This window comes from Paracoccus seriniphilus (assembly GCF_028553745.1).
Classification (GTDB): domain Bacteria; phylum Pseudomonadota; class Alphaproteobacteria; order Rhodobacterales; family Rhodobacteraceae; genus Paracoccus; species Paracoccus seriniphilus.
The window spans coordinates 1614417-1633462 of record NZ_CP067129.1 but is presented as its reverse complement, the minus strand read 5'-3'; the positions used below and the strand labels follow the sequence as shown (position 1 = coordinate 1633462).

The 19046-nt window shown below is 62.7% G+C and carries 20 protein-coding genes and 1 pseudogene; 4 read left to right on the top strand and 17 right to left on the bottom strand.

Annotated features, from left to right (window positions below; genetic code table 11):
• The first annotated feature begins 2 nt into the window (after positions 1 to 2).
• Positions 3 to 851 carry a hypothetical protein gene (locus JHW44_RS07995; protein WP_143811437.1) on the top strand — a complete coding sequence of 283 codons (849 nt, stop codon included), beginning with the start codon at positions 3 to 5 and terminating at the stop codon, positions 849 to 851.
• A gap of 12 nt (positions 852 to 863) precedes the next feature.
• Positions 864 to 1643 carry a succinate dehydrogenase iron-sulfur subunit gene (locus JHW44_RS07990; RefSeq protein ID WP_089343469.1) on the top strand — a complete coding sequence of 260 codons (780 nt, stop codon included), beginning with the start codon at positions 864 to 866 and terminating at the stop codon, positions 1641 to 1643.
• A 366-nt stretch (positions 1644 to 2009) separates the two neighbouring features.
• Here the strand turns inward: JHW44_RS07990 and JHW44_RS07985 are convergent, their stop codons facing one another.
• Genes JHW44_RS07985 through JHW44_RS07950 form a run of 8 tightly spaced genes read right to left on the bottom strand, consistent with a single transcriptional unit; the run spans position 2010 to position 7772 of the window.
• Entirely contained in the window at positions 2010 to 2525 is a 516-nt protein-coding gene (locus JHW44_RS07985; protein WP_419182495.1) for a DUF3299 domain-containing protein, read from the bottom strand.
• Entirely contained in the window at positions 2522 to 3772 is a 1251-nt protein-coding gene (locus JHW44_RS07980; protein ID WP_089343470.1) for an ABC transporter permease, read from the bottom strand. The genes JHW44_RS07985 and JHW44_RS07980 overlap by 4 nt, the downstream gene beginning before the upstream one ends.
• On the bottom strand, positions 3769 to 4464 hold the full coding sequence (locus tag JHW44_RS07975) for an ABC transporter ATP-binding protein (RefSeq protein ID WP_089343471.1): 696 nt from the start codon (positions 4462 to 4464) through the stop codon (positions 3769 to 3771). The genes JHW44_RS07980 and JHW44_RS07975 overlap by 4 nt, the downstream gene beginning before the upstream one ends.
• A 2-nt stretch (positions 4465 to 4466) precedes the next feature.
• Positions 4467 to 5129: a zinc uptake protein ZrgA gene (gene zrgA, locus JHW44_RS07970; RefSeq protein WP_089343472.1), complete on the bottom strand. Its 663-nt coding sequence runs from the start codon at positions 5127 to 5129 to the stop codon at positions 4467 to 4469.
• A gap of 39 nt (positions 5130 to 5168) precedes the next feature.
• Positions 5169 to 6626, bottom strand: coding sequence for an ABC transporter ATP-binding protein (locus tag JHW44_RS07965; protein ID WP_089343473.1), 1458 nt, complete (start codon positions 6624 to 6626; stop codon positions 5169 to 5171).
• Positions 6623 to 7096, bottom strand: coding sequence for an ABC transporter permease subunit (locus JHW44_RS07960; RefSeq protein WP_245846913.1), 474 nt, complete (start codon positions 7094 to 7096; stop codon positions 6623 to 6625). Before JHW44_RS07960 ends, JHW44_RS07965 begins: the two co-directional genes overlap by 4 nt.
• A gap of 2 nt (positions 7097 to 7098) precedes the next feature.
• The gene (locus JHW44_RS07955) at positions 7099 to 7443 is read right to left on the bottom strand and encodes a hypothetical protein (RefSeq protein ID WP_245846894.1); all 345 of its coding nucleotides are present in this window, start codon (positions 7441 to 7443) and stop codon (positions 7099 to 7101) included.
• Positions 7440 to 7772: an ABC transporter permease gene (locus JHW44_RS07950; RefSeq protein ID WP_336385698.1), complete on the bottom strand. Its 333-nt coding sequence runs from the start codon at positions 7770 to 7772 to the stop codon at positions 7440 to 7442. The genes JHW44_RS07955 and JHW44_RS07950 overlap by 4 nt, the downstream gene beginning before the upstream one ends.
• On the opposite strand from JHW44_RS07950, the pseudogene JHW44_RS20425 reads away from it, so the two are divergent.
• Positions 7695 to 7877, top strand: a pseudogene (locus JHW44_RS20425) (ABC transporter permease); the annotation flags it as partial. The gene JHW44_RS07950 and the pseudogene JHW44_RS20425 overlap by 78 nt on opposite strands.
• An 18-nt stretch (positions 7878 to 7895) precedes the next feature.
• Here JHW44_RS20425 and JHW44_RS07945 read toward each other — a convergent pair.
• The 8 genes from JHW44_RS07945 to JHW44_RS07910 all read right to left on the bottom strand — a co-directional run bounded on the left by JHW44_RS07945 (position 7896) and on the right by JHW44_RS07910 (position 16012).
• Positions 7896 to 8369, bottom strand: a complete 474-nt coding sequence (locus JHW44_RS07945) for an ABC transporter permease family protein (RefSeq protein ID WP_245846898.1) — start codon at positions 8367 to 8369, stop codon at positions 7896 to 7898.
• Positions 8366 to 9409 (bottom strand): ABC transporter substrate-binding protein, encoded by a 1044-nt coding sequence (locus tag JHW44_RS07940; RefSeq protein ID WP_272850261.1) that lies wholly within the window; start codon positions 9407 to 9409, stop codon positions 8366 to 8368. The genes JHW44_RS07945 and JHW44_RS07940 overlap by 4 nt, the downstream gene beginning before the upstream one ends.
• The gene (locus JHW44_RS07935) at positions 9406 to 9642 is read right to left on the bottom strand and encodes a DUF6525 family protein (RefSeq protein WP_245846900.1); all 237 of its coding nucleotides are present in this window, start codon (positions 9640 to 9642) and stop codon (positions 9406 to 9408) included. The genes JHW44_RS07940 and JHW44_RS07935 overlap by 4 nt, the downstream gene beginning before the upstream one ends.
• A 62-nt stretch (positions 9643 to 9704) precedes the next feature.
• On the bottom strand, positions 9705 to 10319 hold the full coding sequence (locus JHW44_RS07930; protein WP_089343474.1) for a DUF1826 domain-containing protein: 615 nt from the start codon (positions 10317 to 10319) through the stop codon (positions 9705 to 9707).
• Positions 10316 to 11524, bottom strand: a complete 1209-nt coding sequence (locus JHW44_RS07925) for a GTP-binding protein (RefSeq protein ID WP_089343475.1) — start codon at positions 11522 to 11524, stop codon at positions 10316 to 10318. Before JHW44_RS07925 ends, JHW44_RS07930 begins: the two co-directional genes overlap by 4 nt.
• 833 nt (positions 11525 to 12357) lie before the next feature.
• A complete protein-coding gene (gene glyS / locus JHW44_RS07920) occupies positions 12358 to 14616 on the bottom strand; it encodes a glycine--tRNA ligase subunit beta (RefSeq protein WP_089343476.1) in 2259 nt (752 codons plus the stop codon).
• Positions 14616 to 15092: a DUF6446 family protein gene (locus tag JHW44_RS07915; RefSeq protein WP_089343477.1), complete on the bottom strand. Its 477-nt coding sequence runs from the start codon at positions 15090 to 15092 to the stop codon at positions 14616 to 14618. Before JHW44_RS07915 ends, glyS begins: the two co-directional genes overlap by 1 nt.
• Positions 15089 to 16012, bottom strand: a complete 924-nt coding sequence (locus JHW44_RS07910; RefSeq protein ID WP_089343478.1) for a glycine--tRNA ligase subunit alpha — start codon at positions 16010 to 16012, stop codon at positions 15089 to 15091. Before JHW44_RS07910 ends, JHW44_RS07915 begins: the two co-directional genes overlap by 4 nt.
• A gap of 120 nt (positions 16013 to 16132) precedes the next feature.
• Here JHW44_RS07910 and JHW44_RS07905 point away from each other — a divergent pair, with 120 nt between their 5' ends.
• Complete coding sequence (locus tag JHW44_RS07905; protein ID WP_089343479.1) at positions 16133 to 17449, top strand: hypothetical protein; 1317 nt, start codon at positions 16133 to 16135, stop codon at positions 17447 to 17449.
• Here the strand turns inward: JHW44_RS07905 and JHW44_RS07900 are convergent, their stop codons facing one another.
• The gene (locus tag JHW44_RS07900; RefSeq protein ID WP_089343480.1) at positions 17450 to 18901 is read right to left on the bottom strand and encodes a TrkH family potassium uptake protein; all 1452 of its coding nucleotides are present in this window, start codon (positions 18899 to 18901) and stop codon (positions 17450 to 17452) included.
• Positions 18902 to 19046 lie beyond the last annotated feature (145 nt).

The following is a 19046-nucleotide window of genomic DNA, read 5'->3' as shown; positions in this document are numbered from 1 at the left end:
TCATGTCGGCGGAACATATATCCGGTTCCGGCGGGCGGCGGCGACTGATCATGCATCTGGGCGTGCACAAGACCAGCAGCACAGCCATCCAGCGGCATCTGTATCGCAATGCGCAGACGCTGTCGGACAGGCTGATCGTGCGCACACCAGTTCCGCAGACGCCGATGCAGGCGCTGGGTCAGGCGGCGATGCGCTTCAGCCTGACCCCGAGTTCCGATACCGAAACCTTGCTGAAGGTCGCTCTTGGCGAGGTTCTGGACAGTCTGCCCGACAATGATCTGCCGGTGCTGATCAGCCATGAAAATGTGGCAGGTGCACCGCCGGGCAAGGGAGGAGAGACACGTCTCTATCCTGCGTTGCCAAGAATAGCGGCGTTGATCCAGAAACGGGCGCGTGACTTCGATCTGTCCTTTGTCTTCTACAGCCGGGGCATGAAGTCTTGGCGGTCCAGCCTTTGGGCGCAGATCGTGCGCAGCGAAGGCTATGATCGTGAATTCAGCGTGTTCGCGCGCGAGACCCAGGACTTGCCGGGTTGGGGCGATCTGCGCAAACGTATGGCTTCGGCTGTGGGGGGAGATCATGTCGTCCGGTTCCGGCTGGAGGATGAAGAATCCTTTGCCCGCCCGGGCACGCAATTGCTGCGCCATGCCGGTTTGTCCGACGAGCAGATCGCCGCCCTGCCTGAGCTGTCGGGGTCCTCGAATGAGAGACTCCGCCCCGCAGCAACCGAATTCATTCGGCAAGTCAATGGCTTGTCATTAAATCCTCATGCGCGAAAGAAGGTGGCCGATCTGGTCGCCGAGGCGCAAAACCTGTTCACGGCCGAGACGCCGTCCGAAGGCGCTCTTTGAAAGGAGTAACCCATGGTTCAGCTTACACTTCCCAAGAACAGCCAGATTCGTGTCGGGAAAACCTGGCCCAAGCCCGAGGGTGCCACCAACGTCAAGAAATTCCAGATCTATCGTTGGGATCCCGATACCGGTGAGAACCCGCGGCTGGACACCTATTTCGTCGATCTGGACAAATGCGGACCGATGGTTCTGGACGCGCTGATCAAGATCAAGAACGAGATCGATCCGACGCTGTCCTTCCGCCGCTCTTGCCGCGAGGGGATCTGCGGTTCCTGTGCGATGAACATCGGTGGCGGCAACCATCTGGCCTGTATCTATGGGATTGATGAGGTCGAGGGCGACATCGCGATCTATCCGCTGCCGCATATGCCGGTCGTCAAGGATTTGGTGCCGGACCTGACGCATTTCTATGCGCAACATGCCTCGGTAAACCCCTATCTGGTGACGAAATCCCCGACGCCGGCCAAGGAGTGGAAGCAGTCGATCGAGGACCGCAAGAAGCTGGACGGTCTGTATGAGTGCATCCTCTGTGCATCCTGTTCGACGGCTTGCCCGTCCTATTGGTGGAATGGCGATCGCTACCTAGGCCCCGCCGCGCTGCTGCATGCCTATCGCTGGATCATCGACAGCCGTGACGAGTCGACGGGTGAACGGCTGGATGGGCTGGAAGACCCATTCAAGCTGTATCGCTGCCATACGATCATGAATTGCACCAACACCTGCCCGAAAGGCCTGAACCCGGCCAAGGCCATTGCCTCGATCAAACACATGATGGTTGATCGGGTCGTGTGATCCGGCCTTTTGGTTCCGGGCATCTGCCGATGACATGAGCGGGCTTTCCACCCGGCCTTGCACGCAAATCAGCCGCGTCGAGATCGTCGCGGCTGAATCATGTCGGGCAACATGAGCTTGTTTGGACAGGCAGGCGAATCCTGTCTTTACGTGATGTGCAAAGGGTTTGATCCGTGGCGGTCGCCCAGCCGTGCCGTCTTGAATGATACCTGCTGCTGCAGGTCATGGCCCAGGGTAAGGCGCTATTCGGTTAGACAGGATTGCTGCTGAACTGAGGCTGACGTGAATGGCCCGAACAACTGTCAGGTCCGGCCCAAGGTGGCCCCAGTTGTCCAAGTGGAAACATCGCGGAACGGGATCAAACGCTTACCATTCGTAGATCTCGATGCTGGTTGCCACGATCTGATAGCCGATCTCGGCAATTTCTGTCGATTGCAGTCTGGTGCTGAGACGACCATAGACCCAGACCGCATCCCAGAGGTTTTCCGAGGGCCAAGGCGTGGCGGTCGTCACGAAAACAAGTTGGTTTGGCGGAGGAGGGGGGACGTGGATGCAGGCCCCCACATATGGCACCAGGATGAAGCGCGAGACCCCGTCAGCATCCGTGTCGAGCGGGATGATATAACCGGGAAGCTTCACGGAAACACCGTCCAGGGCCGTGTTCAGCTTGGTCGCATTCTCGTCGAAGATCGGCTTCCAGGTGTCGGCCTGCTCATCGATCTCGCCGTCACCAATGATTTCCGAATAGGGGACGCCGGGCGGAATCAGATCATCCCAGGTGATTTCGCGAAACGGCGATGCCATCACACCGCAAGGCAGCAATGCTCCCGCCCCGGCGGTGAGCATGAACTGACGGCGTGTGAATCGGGGAATAATCATCATATCCTGACCATCATGCCATCTGCGAGAGAGAGGCGATAGGCCCTGATCGCTGGCAAGAGGCTGGCCAGACCTGCGGCGCCGATCACAGTTGCGAGAACCCAGACTTCGCGGGCGGCGGGCGGGTTGATGGGCAGCCAGATGCCGAAAGCCGTATCGATCCACGGCTGCACCAGCGCCAGCCCCAGGTAGAGAATCGCTATGCCGAGCGCAGCGCCCGCCGCCGCCATGAGCATGGCTTCGAGAACGAGAAGACCGAGAATCGTTGCAGGACGTGCGCCCATTGCCCGCCAGATCGCCATTTCGCGCCGGCGTTCGTTGAGGCCGGAGAAGATCATCGCCATCATTCCCAGAAGCGCGGTGACCACGACCATCACCGAGACGGCCATCAGCGCCGTTTCCGCGACACCCACGATCTGCCAGAGCTCGCCAAGCGCGACCCCCGGCAGGACCGCCAGCAGGGGTTCCTCGGGGTATTCATTGATCCACCGTTGCAAAGAGAAGATCTGCAATCGCGACCTTACGCCAACCAGTGCCGCCGTGACCGCCGAAGGTGTCAGGTCCATCGTCCTGATGACTTCGACCGGCGTCGTCTGGCCCGGTCTATGTGCGCCGGACTGCCAGTCGACATGGATCGCCTCGATGGCCTCGAGACTGACGATCACCGTTCGGTCTACGGGCGTGCCGGTCTTGGCGATGATCCCCGCGACGCGGAACGGTTGGTCGTCATGCGCCGTAAAGGATGCCAGCCCGTGCGAGACGATGATCGGATCGCCGACCTCATAACCCAATGTCGCCGCCACATCTGCGCCGATGACGGCGTCGTATAGATCGTCAAGGCCATGGCCAGTCGGGATGTCAAGCGATCGGCCCCCGCGATAGCTGTAGTGCTCGAAGAAAGCCTGCGTCGTGCCCATCACCCGGAACTGGCGATGGCTGTCGCCCAGTGAAATAGGTACGATCCAGTCCACCTCGGGGCGTGCGGCGATGTCCTGATAGCTTTCCCAGGTCACGTTGTTCGTCGCATTGCCGATGCGAAAGACGGAATAGAGAAGAAGTTGCACCGCGCCAGAGCGCGCCCCCACGATCAGATCAGTCCCGGAAATCGTATCGGCAAAGCTTGCACGTGCCCCCGTGCGCATCTTTTCGACCCCGAGAAACAGCGCGACGGACAGCGCGATGGCCAGCACTGTCATGCCGACGGTCAGCGCCCGCGCAAGAAGCGATCCGATGGCGAGGCGGAGGATCATGTGGCAAGCCTTTCGGTGGTCACGATGTCTTCAAGCCGGATGATCCGGTCGAAACGCCCGCCAAGGCGTTCGTCGTGGCTGACCATCAGCAAGGACGACCCCAGCTTGTCCGCCTGACCGAAGAGCAGGCTCAGGAAGCTGTCCTGTGTTCCGGCATCCAGCGCCGAGGTCGGTTCGTCCGCGACGATCAGCGGCGGGGCCCCGATCAACGCACGCGCCACGGCGACGCGCTGCTGCTGACCCACACTCAGCCGTCCTGCCTGTGTCGCCAGAACGTCGCCCGGCAGGCCCAGTGCAGCGCAGAGCCGCGCGGCCTCGTCGCGCGCGTCGCCAGCCCGCGCCCTGCGTTCGGGCGCAAAGCGCAGTGGCAACAGGATATTGTCCGCCACCCTCGCATAGGGGAGCAGGTTGAACTGCTGGAAGATCACGCCAATCCTTTCGGCGCGGAACCGGTCGCGGGCACCTGAGCGCAAGGCACCAAGGTCGGTCCCGTCGACGACAACGTTTCCCCTGTCCGCGGCGACAATTCCGCAGACCAGAGACAGGAACGTGGATTTCCCCGAGCCGCTTGCACCAAGCAGCAGGACGCTTTCGCCCAGGTCCACCGTGAAGGACGGGCAGGCAAGCGAGAACCCGCCCCGCCCAGGCCAGGCGAAGGTGACATCGGTCAGGGCAACGGCGGGTTCAGCCATGTTCAGTTCAGCAACAGTTCCGGTGCATCGCGGCCGATTTCGGCCGACCCGGCACCCGCAGCGGTGACAAACTGCGCCTCGATTTCTTGTGCGTTCTGGAAACGCTCGAAGAACGGGAAACCCACCGTTGCCAGTTCATCGGGATGCGCACATGTGAAGATGTATCGCAGGTGGAACTCGCTGTGGCTGGCGCCTTCCTCGTGGTGGTGATCCTCGCCTTCAGCATGATCACCATGATCATGTGCTTCCCCGTGATCATGCGCCTCATCATGTGGCTCGCCCTTGGCGTGGTCATGATGGTCCGCTTCTTCGCCATGGTCGTGGTCTTCATGCTCGGCGTGGTCATGCTCGCCACCGTGCAAATGCACCAGGACTTCGCCCAGCCGGCACTCGGCAGCCTCGGGGAGGGCGACGACGTTCTCGGGCAGCAGCAGGGTGCGGATTGCGGCCTCGACGGCATCCTTGTCTGCATCCGTGCTTGCCTCATATTCGAATCCGACGATATCCATGCCGGGCGAGAGCAGGTTCATTTCGAGGATGTTGCCCTCGACGGCAAGTTCGAGGGTGCTGACACCGTGCACATGGGCGTCCATGTGACGCGTCTCCTGCGCCATGAGCGGCGCGGCGGCGACGGTGGCCAAGACTGCCATCCGGATGGTTTTCATGATCTGTCCTTTCATTCCATTGGTCGATTTTATCGCGCTTCAATGCAACCCCGAAGCGACACGGCGGTGGGAAAAGGCGTTGGCGGACGGACGCGGATTGCCCGGAACACCAAGCGTCAGAACGGTATCGGACGTATGCCGTATCAGCGCCGCGTCATGGCTGACCAGCATCAGTGCCGTGCCATCCCGTTGTGTCGTTTCGGTCAGAAGCGCGATCACCCGCGCCTGCGTGATCGGGCCCAGCCGCGAGGTCGGCTCATCCGCGAAGATGAAGCTGGGGTTCCTGAGCAGGACCCGCAGAAGTGAAAGGCGCTGCAATTCGCCCCCGGAAACGGCGCCGGGCCGACGTTTCAAAAGCCCGGCATCAAGGCCGAGCCGGTCCAGCAAGTTCTCGACATCGCCCTGACGCGCGCCCGAAAGCCGCGCGGTATCGGCGATGGTCTGGCCAAGGGTGCGCCTGCCGGGAAAGGCCGAAACCGGATCCTGATAAAGCTTCTGAAAATCATGCGGATGGGGACCGGGACGGCGCGATATCGTTCCCCGGTCTGGTCCGATCAATCCAAGAAGCGCATCGCCCAAAGAGGATTTGCCACAGCCCGAGGGGCCGGTCACACCGAAGACCCCGCCCTGCATGACGTCAAGAGAGACACCGGAAAAGAGCATTTTTCCGCCGCGAGACAGGCTGATATCTCTTGCCGAGACCACCGCAGGACCGCCACGAGCGGCAGAGGGCCGCGGAATCCAGCATTCGGGATCGGCGGCGAAGAATTCCTTGGTATAGGCATCCTTGGGGTTGGCAAAGAGTGTCTCGGTTGCGCCGCGTTCCACGACCCTGCCAGCGCGCAGGACGATCATCCGGCCACCGAGTTGCCGGGCGAGGGCCAGATCATGGGTGATCACCAAGAGCCCGCCAGTCTCTCCCATTTCGGACAAAAGAAGCGAGGCCACGTCGTCCCGGCGTGCAGCGTCCAGCCCCTTGGTGGGCTCATCCGCGATCACGATCCGGGCACCACCCGCGCGTGCGGCGGCGATTGCCACGCGCTGAGCCATCCCGCCGGAAAGTTCGTGCGGATACCGTGCCTCTGCCCCGGCAAGTCCGAGCGCTGCCAGATCCGCCATTGCCTGCCTTCGCGCGTCGCTGCGACGCAGACCCCGCACGATCTCATGGGTTTCGGCGACCTGGTCCCGCGCAGGCATCAGCGGATCAAGCGAGAGCCAAGGTTCCTGCGGCAGCACCCCGATCTTGCGTCCCCAGAGCCCGCGAAACCGCTCTGGCGCGCCCGGATTCAAGACCTGCGTGCCAATGGCGACCCGGCCCTTGGCATGAAGCTCGGGGGGCAGCGTGCCCATGAGCGCCTGCGCCATCAGGCTTTTGCCAGAACCGGTTTCGCCCAGGATCACCAGCGGCTCTCCGGGGGAAAGCTGCAGCGATACCGGCTCCAGAAGGGTTGATTTTCCGTCCTGCACCGAAATGTCTTCAGCTTTCAGAAGGGTCATGTCCTGCGGCTCCCGGCCAGAAGGGTGAGGCCCAGAAGCAGGGCGAAAGTGGCAATCACCGGCGAAAGCAGGGCCAGTGGCGCCTCACGCCAATAAGGCAGAAGTTCGACCATCATCAGGCCCAGTTCGGGTGTCGGCGCGGGCATGCCCACATGCACGAAGCCCAAAGCGGCAATCGCCATGATGGCCGTCGCCGTCCCGAAGGCGGCGGCAGTCAGCATCATCGGCGCGATTTCGGGCCAGACATGAACGCGGAACAGATACGCAGGGCCAAATCCAAGCAATCGCGACGCCTGCACCGCCGGTGAGGCCAGGGTTTCGCGCGTCGCGGCGCGGGTCAGTCTGAAAAATTCCACCCAGAGCACCAGCGACAAACCGGCCCAGAATCCGAGAGCCGTTCCAGGCACCATCGCCAGCACGATCAGCACCAGCAGAAGTCCCGGAAGCGCCAGCAAGGCATCTGCCAACATGGTCAGGAGGCGGTCGATCCACCCGCCCCGCGCCGCCGCCAGCGTCCCCACAGCAGCAACCCGGCTGTCCCCGCCGTCGCAACCGACGCCAGGGCGATCAGCGGCGACAGGCGCAATGCCTGCGCGAGCCGATGATAGACAGAGCGTCCGAGATGGTCGTATCCCAGCGGCGCAGCCGCCTCTGGCCCCGCCAGGGCCTTCATCAGAGATTGCGCGAAAGGATCCCCTGGGACCATCAGCGGTCCAAGCGCGGCGAAGAGAACCACTGCCATGATGCAGGCACCGCCGATCACGCGCGCCACGGGCTGTCCGGGATCATGCTTCTCATATGTTTCCAGAACGCTCATGCCATCCCCCGTGGATCCAGTCGGCGTATGGCCAGATCGATTGCGGCATTGACGACGACAAAGCCCAGACCGAGCACCAGGGCCGTTCCCTGCACCATCGGCACATCGCGCGAGAAGATCGCATGCACCAGCGCATGTCCGATACCCGGCCAGCCAAAGATCGATTCAACGATGATGACGCCTTCGACCAGCGTCACGAACTGCAGACCCAGATAGGTGATGAGGGGCACCGCGACATTGCGCAATTCCTGATGGCGCTGGTGCTGATCGTCCTGATCGCGGTGCAACTGCGGTGGCTGCCTGCCGCCGGGCACGGCGAGGCGCGGCATTTCATCCTGCCCAGCCTGACGCTGGCCCTGGGCCTTGCCGCCGTGAATGCCCGCATCGCGCGGGACGCGATGGCGCGCATCGCCGAGATGCCGTTCTGGCGTTTCGCGCAATGGAAAGGGCTGTCACAGCCCCAGACCTTGATCCGTCACGGCCTGCGGCACCGCCTTCAGCCCCGTGGAGACGACCAGCAACATGCGATCCAGGAGTCCGCCAGCCCTGAGCCCGGCCAGAATCCCCAGCGGTGGTCCGATCAGCAGTGACAGCAGTATCGCCATGAGCGCCAGAGAGACGGATGCGCCAAGCTGATGGGCAATCTCGGCCGCCACCGGCTGGCCGGTCACAAGAGAGTTTCCGAAATCGAGTCGCGCCAGATCTCCGAGCCATTGCATGAGCGCCGGCAGGGCCGGTCCGTCCAGCCCCAGTTCCTGTCTTACCGCCTCGGCTGCGGCTGCGTTGACGTTGTCATAGCCATAGCGCCCGGCGGCAATGCGCCAGGCGGCATCTCCGGGCAGGCTGCGCATCATCGCGAAAGTCGCAGTCCCGATCAGGACTGCAACCATGATCGCCTGCACCAGCCGGGAGGCAACTGCGCTCATTCCGCCCACCTCATGTCCTGCAGGCCAAAGCTGCGCTCGAATGGATCGATGGTCGCACCCTCGACCTTGTCCGAGACGGCCAGGGTTTGCTGATACCAGGCGATCGGAATGATCGGCAGTTCGTCCTGCAGGATGGCGGCGGCCTCGGCACGGTCCGCATCGTCACCCTCACCGCGCGCAATCCCACCGACCAGTGTTGCGAATTCCTCGTTGTGCCAGTTCATGGCTCCCCAGTCGCCGTTCCCCACATAGTCGGATAGCACCGTGCCAATCGGATCCGGGATCAGCGAGAAGTTGCGGGCCACCAGACCAAGTTCCAGCGTGCCGTTCTGATGGCCCGCCGGGATTTCGGATGAATTGGTGGTGTTGATCGTCAGTTCCACGCCGATCTGACGGAATTGCTGTTCGAGCACGGCGGCAACAAGCGGCAGTTCCGGACGGTCGGGATATGTTGTCAGAGTCAGGGTGAAGCGTTCGCCGTCGCGGGTCAGGATGCCGTCGCTGCCCTGCAGCCAGCCAAGGCCCTCCAGAAGCGCCCGAGCCTCCTCGACGTCATGTCCAAGTGGGGGAAGCGCGTCGTCATGCCAGCCTGCGACCGAGGGCGGGAAGAGTTGCGTCGCGCCCTGGGGGTAGCGCAGCACGGCTCGGGCAATTCCCTCGCGGTCGATGGCAAGGCTCCGCGCGCGGCGGGCTTCGGGCTGGGACAGGAAGGGATGTCCCGCGTTAACCACGGCATCGGCGGTCATTGCCGTGTCGTCGTGGAATCTCACCCCATCTTGCAGGGTGAAGGTCCAGCTCAACCCGTCTTCGGCAACCTGCCAGTCGCTGGCCAGACCGGGGGTCAATCGTCCGTCAGCCTCGGCATTCACAAGAGTCTCGGAGATCCCCATCCGGGTGAAGATATAGCCGCTGATCGAGGGCTCGGGCCCCTGAATCTCGAACTGGGCGGCGACATCCAGCGTCTCGCCAGATCGTGCAACCGCCGGGCTGGCAAGCATCGCGAGAACTGCGGTTGTTGTCAGAATGGAACGGGTCATCATCGGCTTTCGTGTTCATGGGACGTTTGGCCGCCGACGCACGGCGGGAATGGGTCATTGGCAAGGCCAAGGCATTTCATCTCGGTCCGGTCCAATCTTGCCAGAATCGCTTCGACAGGTTCGCCCTCCAAGCGCGCCCGCATCCAGATGCGACGGCAGGACGCGGGTGACCACGGCATCGCGGCCTCGGCCAACCAGCGGCGCAGGGGGCATGGCAGGGTGTCGAAGGTGCGCATGGGGTCCTCGGCGCGGCTTCGTCTCCTGAGCCTGGTCGCTCCAAGGTTGGATGGACGTCTCATCAGCTGATCTCGGCCTCGCCAGCGGGATCGATCACGACGAGCAGCCGCGGGCTGCCTGCGTCGCGCGGCGGCGAACGGTGAAGGATGGCGGCGCGCCCTTGCCCCGGCCAGAGCTTGCCACGGAACAGACCGACAGCACCGCGTGCCATCCGGTGAATGGACCGTGGCGCGACATCAGGCCCGACGGCACCATATTCGGTGCCGGGGCCGCGCAGGGTGCAGAGCAGCCGTCCGGGCACGGCATCGACATGCCATTTCGGACAGGGCTGGCCTTCGGTAACGTCAAGGCGAATTTCCAGCAATGGCGAGGTAAAGACCCGCATGGCATGTGCTGCAAGTGCCTCGACATCAGCGGCCAGAAGCGCGGCGCATGCACCCGCTCCCGTCGCCTCGCAGGCCTCATGGACTGCCCCGGCGACGCTGGCGGGACCAAGGCGGCGGCGAAGCCGCGGCAGACGGTCCGCCGGCAGCAGGTCGAGCGGGCTTGCAAGGTCTTCATTCAACGAGCGGTTCCACAAGGCAAGCGATACGCCCGGCGTTCCAATCGTCAGGAGCACCTGCGGATCGCTGCTGCTGTTCACTGCTGCGGCAATCGAAGGCAGGACCGTCGTCATGCCGCCGCCACGCGCTGCCAGGACGGGAAGGGATCAGGCAGATCGGGAAGTGCATCCGGGCCCTGTGCCAGATGTTCGGGGACCAGGCAGCCATCCAGTCGGGACTTCAGCCGGGGCCAGTCGATCCCCGCTCCGATGAAGACGATTTCCTGACGACGATCTCCCCATGGCTCGACCCAATGCTCAGCCAGATAGGCCCGACCACTCTCGTGATCCGGCCACCGGTCCTTCGGCACCGATGCCCACCAGGTGCCGAGCGGCTTGATCGACGACAGCGCTCCGGCCAGCGAGAATTCCGCGACCCAATCAGGCCGCGTCGCGATCCAGAAATGTCCCTTGGCGCGGATCACGCCGGGCAGTTCACCGTTGAGGACGGCAAGAACCTTTTCCGGTGCAAAGGGCCGCCGGGCGCGGTAAACATGGGATGCGACACCGTATTCCTCGGTTTCGGGCACATGGTCGGCAAAGCCGTAAAGCTCTTTTGCCCACATCGGATGTTCATGCGCCTTGTCGAAATCGAAGAGCCCGGTATCAAGGATCTTCTCCGCGGGCACTTCCGAATGGTTTGTCTCGATGATCTGCGCGTCGGCGTTCAGGCTGCGGATGATCTTGCGCGCCGCATCGGTCTGTTCAGGGCCTGCATCCGCGACCTTGTTCAGAATGACCACATCCGCGAACTCGATCTGCTCGACCAGCAGGTTGACCAGGGTGCGGTCGTCCTCTTCACCCAGAGTCTCCCCCCGGTCGCGAAGAAAGTCGTGGCTGGAATAGTCGCGCAGCAGGTTCGCGGCATCGACAACCGTCACCATCGTGTCCAGTCGCGCGACATCCGAGAGGCTCTCGCCCATCTCGTCCCGAAAGTCGAAGGTCGCGGCAACGGGAAGCGGTTCCGAGATGCCGGTCGATTCGATCAGAAGATAATCAAAGCGCCCTTCGGAGGCGAGGCGGCGCACCTCAATCAGCAGGTCGTCGCGAAGTGTACAGCAGATGCAGCCATTCGACATCTCGACCAAAGTCTCGTCGGTGCGGGAAAGTTCGGTATCGGCGCGCACGAGATCGGCGTCGATATTGACCTCGGACATGTCGTTGACGATCACCGCGACGCGTCGGCCATCACGGTTGTTCAGCACGCGGTTCAGAAGCGTCGTCTTGCCGGCACCAAGAAAGCCGGAAAGGACGGTCACGGGAAGGCGGGAGTCGGTCATGCAGCGGTCTCCATGGCGGGAACGGGAAGATGCCGCGAGGCGGGGCAGGCTGTTTCTGCCTGCGCCCCGTCAGCGAGTGTAAAATTGGTCGTTGAAGTCCGGTGAGGGGCTGGCGCGAGTAAAGCGATGCATCGCGCCATCGTCGGGGCATGGCCAATGGGTCCAGTCCGATATCCAGGTTTTCGAACTCATCCCGGATCTTGCATGTCGTCGTCGTGGAACCGCGTTTTCAGGAACATCAACAACTTAAATCTGAATCTGGATGCCTTGTTCTCATGCGAAATCCCTCTGGGTCGAAATCTGATTCTTTTGTTATCGTATAACATAACATCCCGCAACCGCTTTCATCACCCGGATATCTTGGCAACGGCCCAATCGTATGGCTGCGGGTCCAGTTTCTCGGCGCTCCCGGATGGGGCTTGGCGCCTCGGACATCAGCTTGGCGATGAAGGTCTGCACCCGTACTTTCGGAAGGGGGCCCCACCATGAATCCGTTCATTACCCGGCGCCTGACCCCGTGGACGGGACCGGTTATCGTGACGGTGATTGTTTGATGGCAAGCAGCCCATAGGTTTCGCGACGTGCTCTCGGCCATCGCACGGACTGGTCACAGCGGGCGGTGATCAGTCACTTCTTCAGATGAAAAAAGCCGGCATCTGCCAGGGCCCTGTCAAGCGTTTCGCAATGACAGTGCTGCGCGTCCGATGCCCTGCGCCGCATGCGCATGTTCAGATCAGAGGCAAAGGGTGGCCGAACTGACGGTTGTTGTCCCCGGCCTGAATTTGGATGGCATTGGCGGCAGGGCAGCAATGATGATGCCCTGCCGCCTGTTTTCAGCCCTCGATCCGCGTGAAATCGGCGATCTGGCGGCCTGCCTCGCGGATACGGCTGAGCAGGTTCAGGCGATTGCGCCGGACAATCTGGTTGTCGGTATTGACCTGAACTGCCTCGAAGAAGGCGTCGACCGGGCCGCGCAGGGCAGCGATGGCCGTCATGGCGGCGGGGAAATCCTCGGTCGTCATGGCCTGCTTGATGGCGGGTTCGGCGGTGTCCAGCGCGGCGAAGAGGGCGCGCTCTTCGTCGGTTTCGGCAAATTTCACATCGGCGCCAAAGCTGTATTCGACGCCGTCCTTTTCCTCGGCCTGCGTCAGGATGTTGCTGGCGCGTTTGATGCCTTGGGTCAGGTTCTGACCGTCATCGGTGGCCAGCATGTCGTTCAGCGCGGTCGCGCGGTTGACGACAAGGACGAGGTCGTCATTGCCCGGTTGGGCAAGAACGGCGTCGATGATGTCGTGGCGGATGCCCTGATCGCGAAGATAGACCTTGAGGCGGTCGTGAAGGAAGGAGAGGAGGGTTTGAGGGTTGGATGCTTTCGTCGCTTTCCTTGCGCTCAGTTTGGCAACAAGTTCCTGCGATTTCGTTTCGCGTTCTTCCTCGGTCGTGAGGGCGTGGCGGATCTCATCTTTCATCGAGCGCAGGTCCGCTGCGTCGACGCCCAACCAATTGGCTGCTGACTCGGCTTCTTCTGCATCCTCCTCCATGAAACGGCGCAATTCCTGGAAGTAATGCTTGATCGTTGCGCTAGAGGTGAGGGTCACAAGATCGAGGCGCGCTTCATTTTGCAACACCAGCCGAATAACCCCCAATGCGGCGCGGCGCAGCGCGAAGGGGTCTTTGGAGCCGGTCGGTTTCTCGTCAATCGCCCAGAACCCGGTCAGCGTGTCGATCTTGTCAGCCAATGCGACGGCGACCGAAACAGGCGCAGTCGGCACATCGTCGGACGGTCCCAGCGGCGAATAGTGGTCGCGGGCGGCATCGGCGACGGCTTCGGGATGGCCTGCGGCCAGGGCATAGTAGCGCCCCATGATGCCCTGCAGTTCCGGGAACTCGCCAACCATGGCGCTGCGCAGGTCCAGCTTGGCCAGTTTCGCGGCCAGTTCGGCCTGCTCGGGATCGGCACCGACCAGCGGGGCGATCTCGCGCGCCAGCGCGGCAATGCGGGAAATGCGATCGGCCTGACTGCCCAGCTTGTTGTGGAAGGTCACGGATTTCAGGCCCTCGGCCCAGATTTCCATGCCTGCCTTGGCCTCGCGCAGGTCGTTTTCATAGAAGAAGGCCGCATCAGACAGGCGCGCGGCCAGAACGCGCTGGTTGCCGGACAGGATTGCCGCGCCATCATCGGGGGTCTCGATATTGGCGACGGTGACAAAGCCCTCGATCCGGCCGGTTCCGGGGTTGCGGGCCGAGAAGAACTTCTGATGCTCTTTCATCGAGGTCTGCAACACCTCGGGGGGCAGGTCGAGGAAGCGGTCCTCGATCACGCCCATCAGCGGCACGGGCCATTCGACGAGGCCGGCAACCTCGGCCATCAGCCCTTCGTCGGGCATGATTTCCCAGCCTCGCGCAAAGGCGAGATTCTCGGCCTGCTGGCGGATGGCGGCTTCGCGTTCGGCCGGGTCGATCATCACGCAGGCCCGGCGCAGCTTGGCGGCATAATCGTCAAAGCTGGTCACGGTGAAGCTGTCGGGGGCCATGAAACGGTGGCCGCGGGTGCTGTTGCCGGCGGCAATGCCGTCCACGGTCAGCGGTACGACCTGCGCGCCTGAATCATCGGACAGGATGCAAAGGATCGAATGCAGCGGGCGGACCCAGCGCAGATTGCCCGCGCCCCAGCGCATGGATTTCGGCCAGGGGAAATTGCGGATCGCATGTTCCAGCGCTTCGGCCACGATATCGGCGGCGGGGCGACCAGGGTTCTCGATGGTGGCGAACCAGACCTGGCCCTTCTTGTCGTCGCGGACCTCAAGTTGATCGCGGGTCAGCCCGGTCGAGCGCAGAAAGCCTTCCAGCGCCTTTTCGGGGGCATCGACGCGGGGGCCCTTGCGCTCTTCGCGCGTGGTGGGGCTGTGGTCGGTCAGCCCCTCGACGGTCAACGTCAGGCGGCGCGGGGTCGAGAAGGTCCCGGCGCTGGCATAGGTCAGCCCTGCCTCGACCAATGCATCGGTCACCAGACGCAGCAGATCTTTGCGCGCGCGCGCCTGCATCCGGGCGGGGATTTCCTCGGAAAAGAGTTCGATCAGCAAGTCGGGCATCAGTCCATCACTCCGCGTTCCGGGGTCTTGTCATTGAATTGGTGCCAGCCATAGATCCGGCCATCGGGATAGACCGCCAGAATGCGGTCCACATCCGGGCGGATTTCGGACTGGCTGAGGATTGCGATGGCGGCACCGCTTTCCAGATCGCTGCCAATGCTGGCGGCGTCATAGCAATCGAACCAGCCCGGTCCGTTCAGGGGCTGGGGATCGTCAAAGGGGATCACATCGCCGGGCAAGGGGCCGTCAAGGCGCAGGCAGGCCCGCCAGCGCAGCGGAGAGCTGTTGGCGTCGATACCTTCGAATGAGCTTGCGTTCAGGGGCACGGGACCGCTGGTCGTCTGGACCAGCACCTGTGCGGCCGGGCTGTCGGGATCGATCCGGTCGTAGAAACCGTATTCCTGAGCATACCACATCCCCACGCCCGCCGCAGCCATGGAGCCGATCAGGGCAAGGCCGACGATCTTGCCGTTCACGCCGTCACCCCTGCCGCCTCGGTGGTCAGGAACAGATCGGCGCAGCTTTTGGCCAATGCCCGCACGCGACCGATATAGGCCTGACGTTCGGTGACGCTGATCACACCGCGCGCGTCCAGCAGGTTGAAGATATGGCTTGCCTTGATGCACTGGTCATAGGCGGGATGGGCCATGGGGATGCGGCGTCCCGCGCTGTCGGTTTCAGCGGCGGCAAGGATGCGGGCGCATTCGGCCTCGGCATCCTCGAAATGGCGGAACAGCATCTCGGTATCGGCCTGATCAAAGTTCCAGCGCGAATATTCCTGCTCGGTCTGGCGGAACACATCGCCATAGGTCAGCGGGATGGGCGCATCGGGGTCGTTGAAGGGCATGTCCATGACATGTTCCACGCCCAGCACATACATGGCCAGACGTTCCAGACCATAGGTCAACTCGCCCGATACGGGGCGACAGTCATGACCGCCGACCTGTTGGAAATAGGTGAACTGGCTGACCTCCATGCCGTCACACCAGACTTCCCATCCCAGACCCCAGGCCCCCAGGGTCGGGCTTTCCCAGTCATCCTCGACAAAGCGGACATCATGGATCATCGGGTCCAGACCAATGGCGCGCAGGCTGCCCAGATACAGTTCCTGCAGGTCTGGCGGGCTTGGTTTGATGATTGCCTGGTATTGATAGTAATGCTGAAGCCGGTTCGGATTTTCCCCGTAGCGGCCATCGGTGGGGCGGCGTGAGGGCTGCACATAGGCCGCCGCCCAGGGGCGCGCACCCAAGGAACGCAGCGTCGTTGCGGGGTGGAATGTCCCGGCACCGACCTCCATATCATAGGGTTGCAGCACAGCGCATCCCTGTGCCGCCCAGTAGTTCTGCAGGCGCAGGATGATTTCCTGAAAGCTGCGGGGTCGGTTGGGGCTGGTCATCGGGCCATCCTTTTGCATAGATCAGGCAAAGCGTTGGCGCCTTCTAGGCGCGGCGTACGACAGGGTCAATAAAGGCCCGAAAGACGAGGGGGGCACTTTGCCCCGAAAATGGAGAGCGGAATGCGGCGTTTGGCTTGGATCATGATGGCGGCAGGATTGCCGGCGACTGGATTTGCACAGGACGCGGTCATCCGGATCGAAGCCAAGCGGAGCGAGGCTGCGGCAGCGCAGGCGGCAGCGAACTGGGATGAGCGTTTTGACGATGTGGTGACCTTTGACCTGCCGCGCGGCTGGACTGCCATCGGATTGGGACCATTCTCGCCCGAAGAGGCTGAAAAGCGGTTGCAGGACATGAAATCCGCGCAGCAGATTCCACAGGACAGTTTTGTTGCCATTCCCGGTGATGATGTCATCCTGACCCCATTTGCGGCCGATGCCCGGGAAGCGCTGTCCGAAGGTGAACTGGCGCCCGCAGCCAAAGACACGGCTACGCCGGTCGAACTGCCAACCGGCAGCTATATTCGTCTGCAATCGCTTCAATCCGAGGCCGAGGCCCGCGATGCGCTGGAAGAATGGCGCAAGACTTTCCCGGCCGCCGGGCTGTGGGCGCTGGGAAATGGCTGGTATTCCGTTGCCCTTGGCCCGATGACGCCCGAGGCGGCGCAAGGCTGGCTGAGGGCCTTCAATGCCAGCGGTGATGTGCCCGGGGATGCCTTTGCCTCGGAAGCCGTCGAAATGGGCGATATCCTGATTGAAGGACAGGATCCGCAGCTCGGTCTTGGCGAGGCGGTCGCCTTGCCGCCGCTGGATCAGGTTCAGCGCGTCCTGAAATGGGCAGGCCGATATGATGGCGACATCGACGGCAAGACCGGCCCGATGACGCGAAAGGCCATTGCGACCGCCGTGTCGGATCTGCGGGTCTCGCCCGATGCGGGTGCGACGATCGCCGAGCTGATGCGTCAGCGGGATGCCTGGCGCGTCGAGATGGGGCTGAGCACGTTGCGCGACGAGGCAACCGGCCTTAGCTTGTCCGCCCCGATGGAGAAACTGAGCTTTGATCGCGCCGAACGGGCGCTGTCGATCTACAAGCCCAGAAACGGTTCGGGGGCGGCACTGATCCTGTTCAGCCAGCCGGGCGGTCAGCAGGAACTGCAGGATCTGGCGGGGCTGGTGACGGCGCTGGGGTGGGTGCCCCGGCCCGAACGAATGGTCGAGCGCGGCCACATCCTGCTGCGTGGTGCCAATGATGATCACATCAGCCATGCCGAAGGCTGGGTGCGTGACGGGCGTGCCGAGGGTTTCGTGCTGATCTGGCCCGGTTCGGATGCGCAGAATCAGGCCCGAATCGCGGCGGAAATCACCGACAGCCTGACGCGTCATGCGCCGGGCGCGAACGAAGCCCGTATCGCGGACCCGGCCACGGCGCTGACCCCCTGATCAAGGACGCCAGAATCGCGGCATCAGCAGGACCAGAACCGACACCAGTTCCAGCCGGCCAAGATACATCCCCAGGATCATCAGCCATTTGGACAGCGGCGGAAATTCCGCGACCGAGCCATTGGCGGTGATCTCGGGGCCCCATGCCGGGCCGACATTGGCGATGGCCGTCCAGGCAGCCGTAAGCGCGGTCTTGGGGTGCAGGCCAGAGAGCGACAGCGCGACGATCAACAGGCCGAAAGTCAGCATGAACAGCGTGAAGAAGGCCATGACCGAATTGACAACATCGCGATCCAGCGGGCGGCCCTCGTAGCGCAGGGGATAGACCCGATGGGGCGAATGCATCCGCCGCACCTGCGCGCGCACCGCCTGAAACAGCACCAGATAGCGAAATACCTTGACCGAGCAGCCGGTCGAACCGGTGCAGCCACCGATCAGCCCGACAATGATCAGGATCGCAAAGGGCAGATGCCCCCAGGCCATCATGTCGGTCGAAGCAAAGCCCGTTCCCGAGAAGGTCGAGATCGTGTTGAAGACGGTCTCGCGCACCAGCTCGATGGGATGAGCGTCCTGTTCCATGTAGATCAGCCGGTAGATGACGATGACCGCGCAGGCGTAGAATATCCAGCGCAGATAGGCGCGGACCTGTCGGTCCTGATACAGCGGCGTGAAATTTCCGCGCATTGCCTGCACCATGCGGATGAAGGGGATCGAGGCCAGCACCATGAAGATCGAGGCCGCCCATTCCGGGCCGCCCAGATAGGCCCCGAAACTGGCGTCATAATTCGAGAATCCGCCGGTCGAGCAGGTGGCCAGCGCATGGATGACCGCGTCAAAACCCGTCATGCCCAGCATGATATAGGTCAGGATGCAGGCCGCCGTCAGCATCACGTAGATGCGCGTCATCTCCGAGGCGATTTCACCGGCGCGCGGCAGGACCTTGCCAAGCGTGTCAAAGCCCTCGGAACGAAAGAACTGCATGCCGCCGACCTTCATCACCGGCAGAAAGACCATCGCCACGACGACAATCCCCAATCCACCCGACCATTGCAGGATGGCCCGCCACAGATGGGTGCCCTTGGGCAGGCCGTCCAGTCGGGGAAAGGCGGTGGTGCCGGTGGTCGTCACGCCCGACATCGCCTCGAAATAGGCATCGGACAGGCTGGCATGGGGGGCACCCAACATGAAGGGCAAGGCCCCGAAAATCGGCAGCACGGCCCATAGGCCCGATGTGATCATGAAGGCCTGCTGGATGGTCAGGGAATCATGTTTTCCCCGTGTGGCAATCGTGGTCAGAACCCCCAGAACCATGGTCAGTGCGCCACATTCCAGAAAGACGATCCAATGCGGATCGCCATGCCACATATCGACAATCATGGGCAAAGCCATCCCGGCACCCAGGGCTGAAACGATTTTTCCGATCGGGTGCGCGACGGGGCGAATATCTATCATAGGGTCTGATTGCCGCGCGACAGCGCTTGCGTCAAGCCGAACCCGATGAGGGCCAGGAGAGTGTGAGGCGGGATCAGGGCTGTTCGCGACCGGCCGGGGCAGCCAGCTTTCCGGGCATCATGGAAAACGGCGCGGCCTGCTTGAG

Bases quoted from the DNA above. Each gene is read 5' to 3' on its own strand.
- JHW44_RS07995 (WP_143811437.1), top strand. From the start codon at position 3: ATGTCGGCGGAACATATATCCGGTTCCGGCGGGCGGCGGCGACTGATC.
- JHW44_RS07990 (WP_089343469.1), top strand. From the start codon at position 864: ATGGTTCAGCTTACACTTCCCAAGAACAGCCAGATTCGTGTCGGGAAA.
- JHW44_RS07985 (WP_419182495.1), bottom strand. From the start codon at position 2,525: ATGATGATTATTCCCCGATTCACACGCCGTCAGTTCATGCTCACCGCC.
- JHW44_RS07980 (WP_089343470.1), bottom strand. From the start codon at position 3,772: ATGATCCTCCGCCTCGCCATCGGATCGCTTCTTGCGCGGGCGCTGACC.
- JHW44_RS07975 (WP_089343471.1), bottom strand. From the start codon at position 4,464: ATGGCTGAACCCGCCGTTGCCCTGACCGATGTCACCTTCGCCTGGCCT.
- zrgA (WP_089343472.1), bottom strand. From the start codon at position 5,129: ATGAAAACCATCCGGATGGCAGTCTTGGCCACCGTCGCCGCCGCGCCG.
- JHW44_RS07965 (WP_089343473.1), bottom strand. From the start codon at position 6,626: ATGACCCTTCTGAAAGCTGAAGACATTTCGGTGCAGGACGGAAAATCA.
- JHW44_RS07960 (WP_245846913.1), bottom strand. From the start codon at position 7,096: ATGTTGGCAGATGCCTTGCTGGCGCTTCCGGGACTTCTGCTGGTGCTG.
- JHW44_RS07955 (WP_245846894.1), bottom strand. From the start codon at position 7,443: ATGAGCGTTCTGGAAACATATGAGAAGCATGATCCCGGACAGCCCGTG.
- JHW44_RS07950 (WP_336385698.1), bottom strand. From the start codon at position 7,772: ATGCCGCGCCTCGCCGTGCCCGGCGGCAGGCAGCCACCGCAGTTGCAC.
- JHW44_RS07945 (WP_245846898.1), bottom strand. From the start codon at position 8,369: ATGAGCGCAGTTGCCTCCCGGCTGGTGCAGGCGATCATGGTTGCAGTC.
- JHW44_RS07940 (WP_272850261.1), bottom strand. From the start codon at position 9,409: ATGATGACCCGTTCCATTCTGACAACAACCGCAGTTCTCGCGATGCTT.
- JHW44_RS07935 (WP_245846900.1), bottom strand. From the start codon at position 9,642: ATGCGCACCTTCGACACCCTGCCATGCCCCCTGCGCCGCTGGTTGGCC.
- JHW44_RS07930 (WP_089343474.1), bottom strand. From the start codon at position 10,319: ATGACGACGGTCCTGCCTTCGATTGCCGCAGCAGTGAACAGCAGCAGC.
- JHW44_RS07925 (WP_089343475.1), bottom strand. From the start codon at position 11,524: ATGACCGACTCCCGCCTTCCCGTGACCGTCCTTTCCGGCTTTCTTGGT.
- glyS (WP_089343476.1), bottom strand. From the start codon at position 14,616: ATGCCCGACTTGCTGATCGAACTCTTTTCCGAGGAAATCCCCGCCCGG.
- JHW44_RS07910 (WP_089343478.1), bottom strand. From the start codon at position 16,012: ATGACCAGCCCCAACCGACCCCGCAGCTTTCAGGAAATCATCCTGCGC.
- JHW44_RS07905 (WP_089343479.1), top strand. From the start codon at position 16,133: ATGCGGCGTTTGGCTTGGATCATGATGGCGGCAGGATTGCCGGCGACT.
- JHW44_RS07900 (WP_089343480.1), bottom strand. From the start codon at position 18,901: ATGATAGATATTCGCCCCGTCGCGCACCCGATCGGAAAAATCGTTTCA.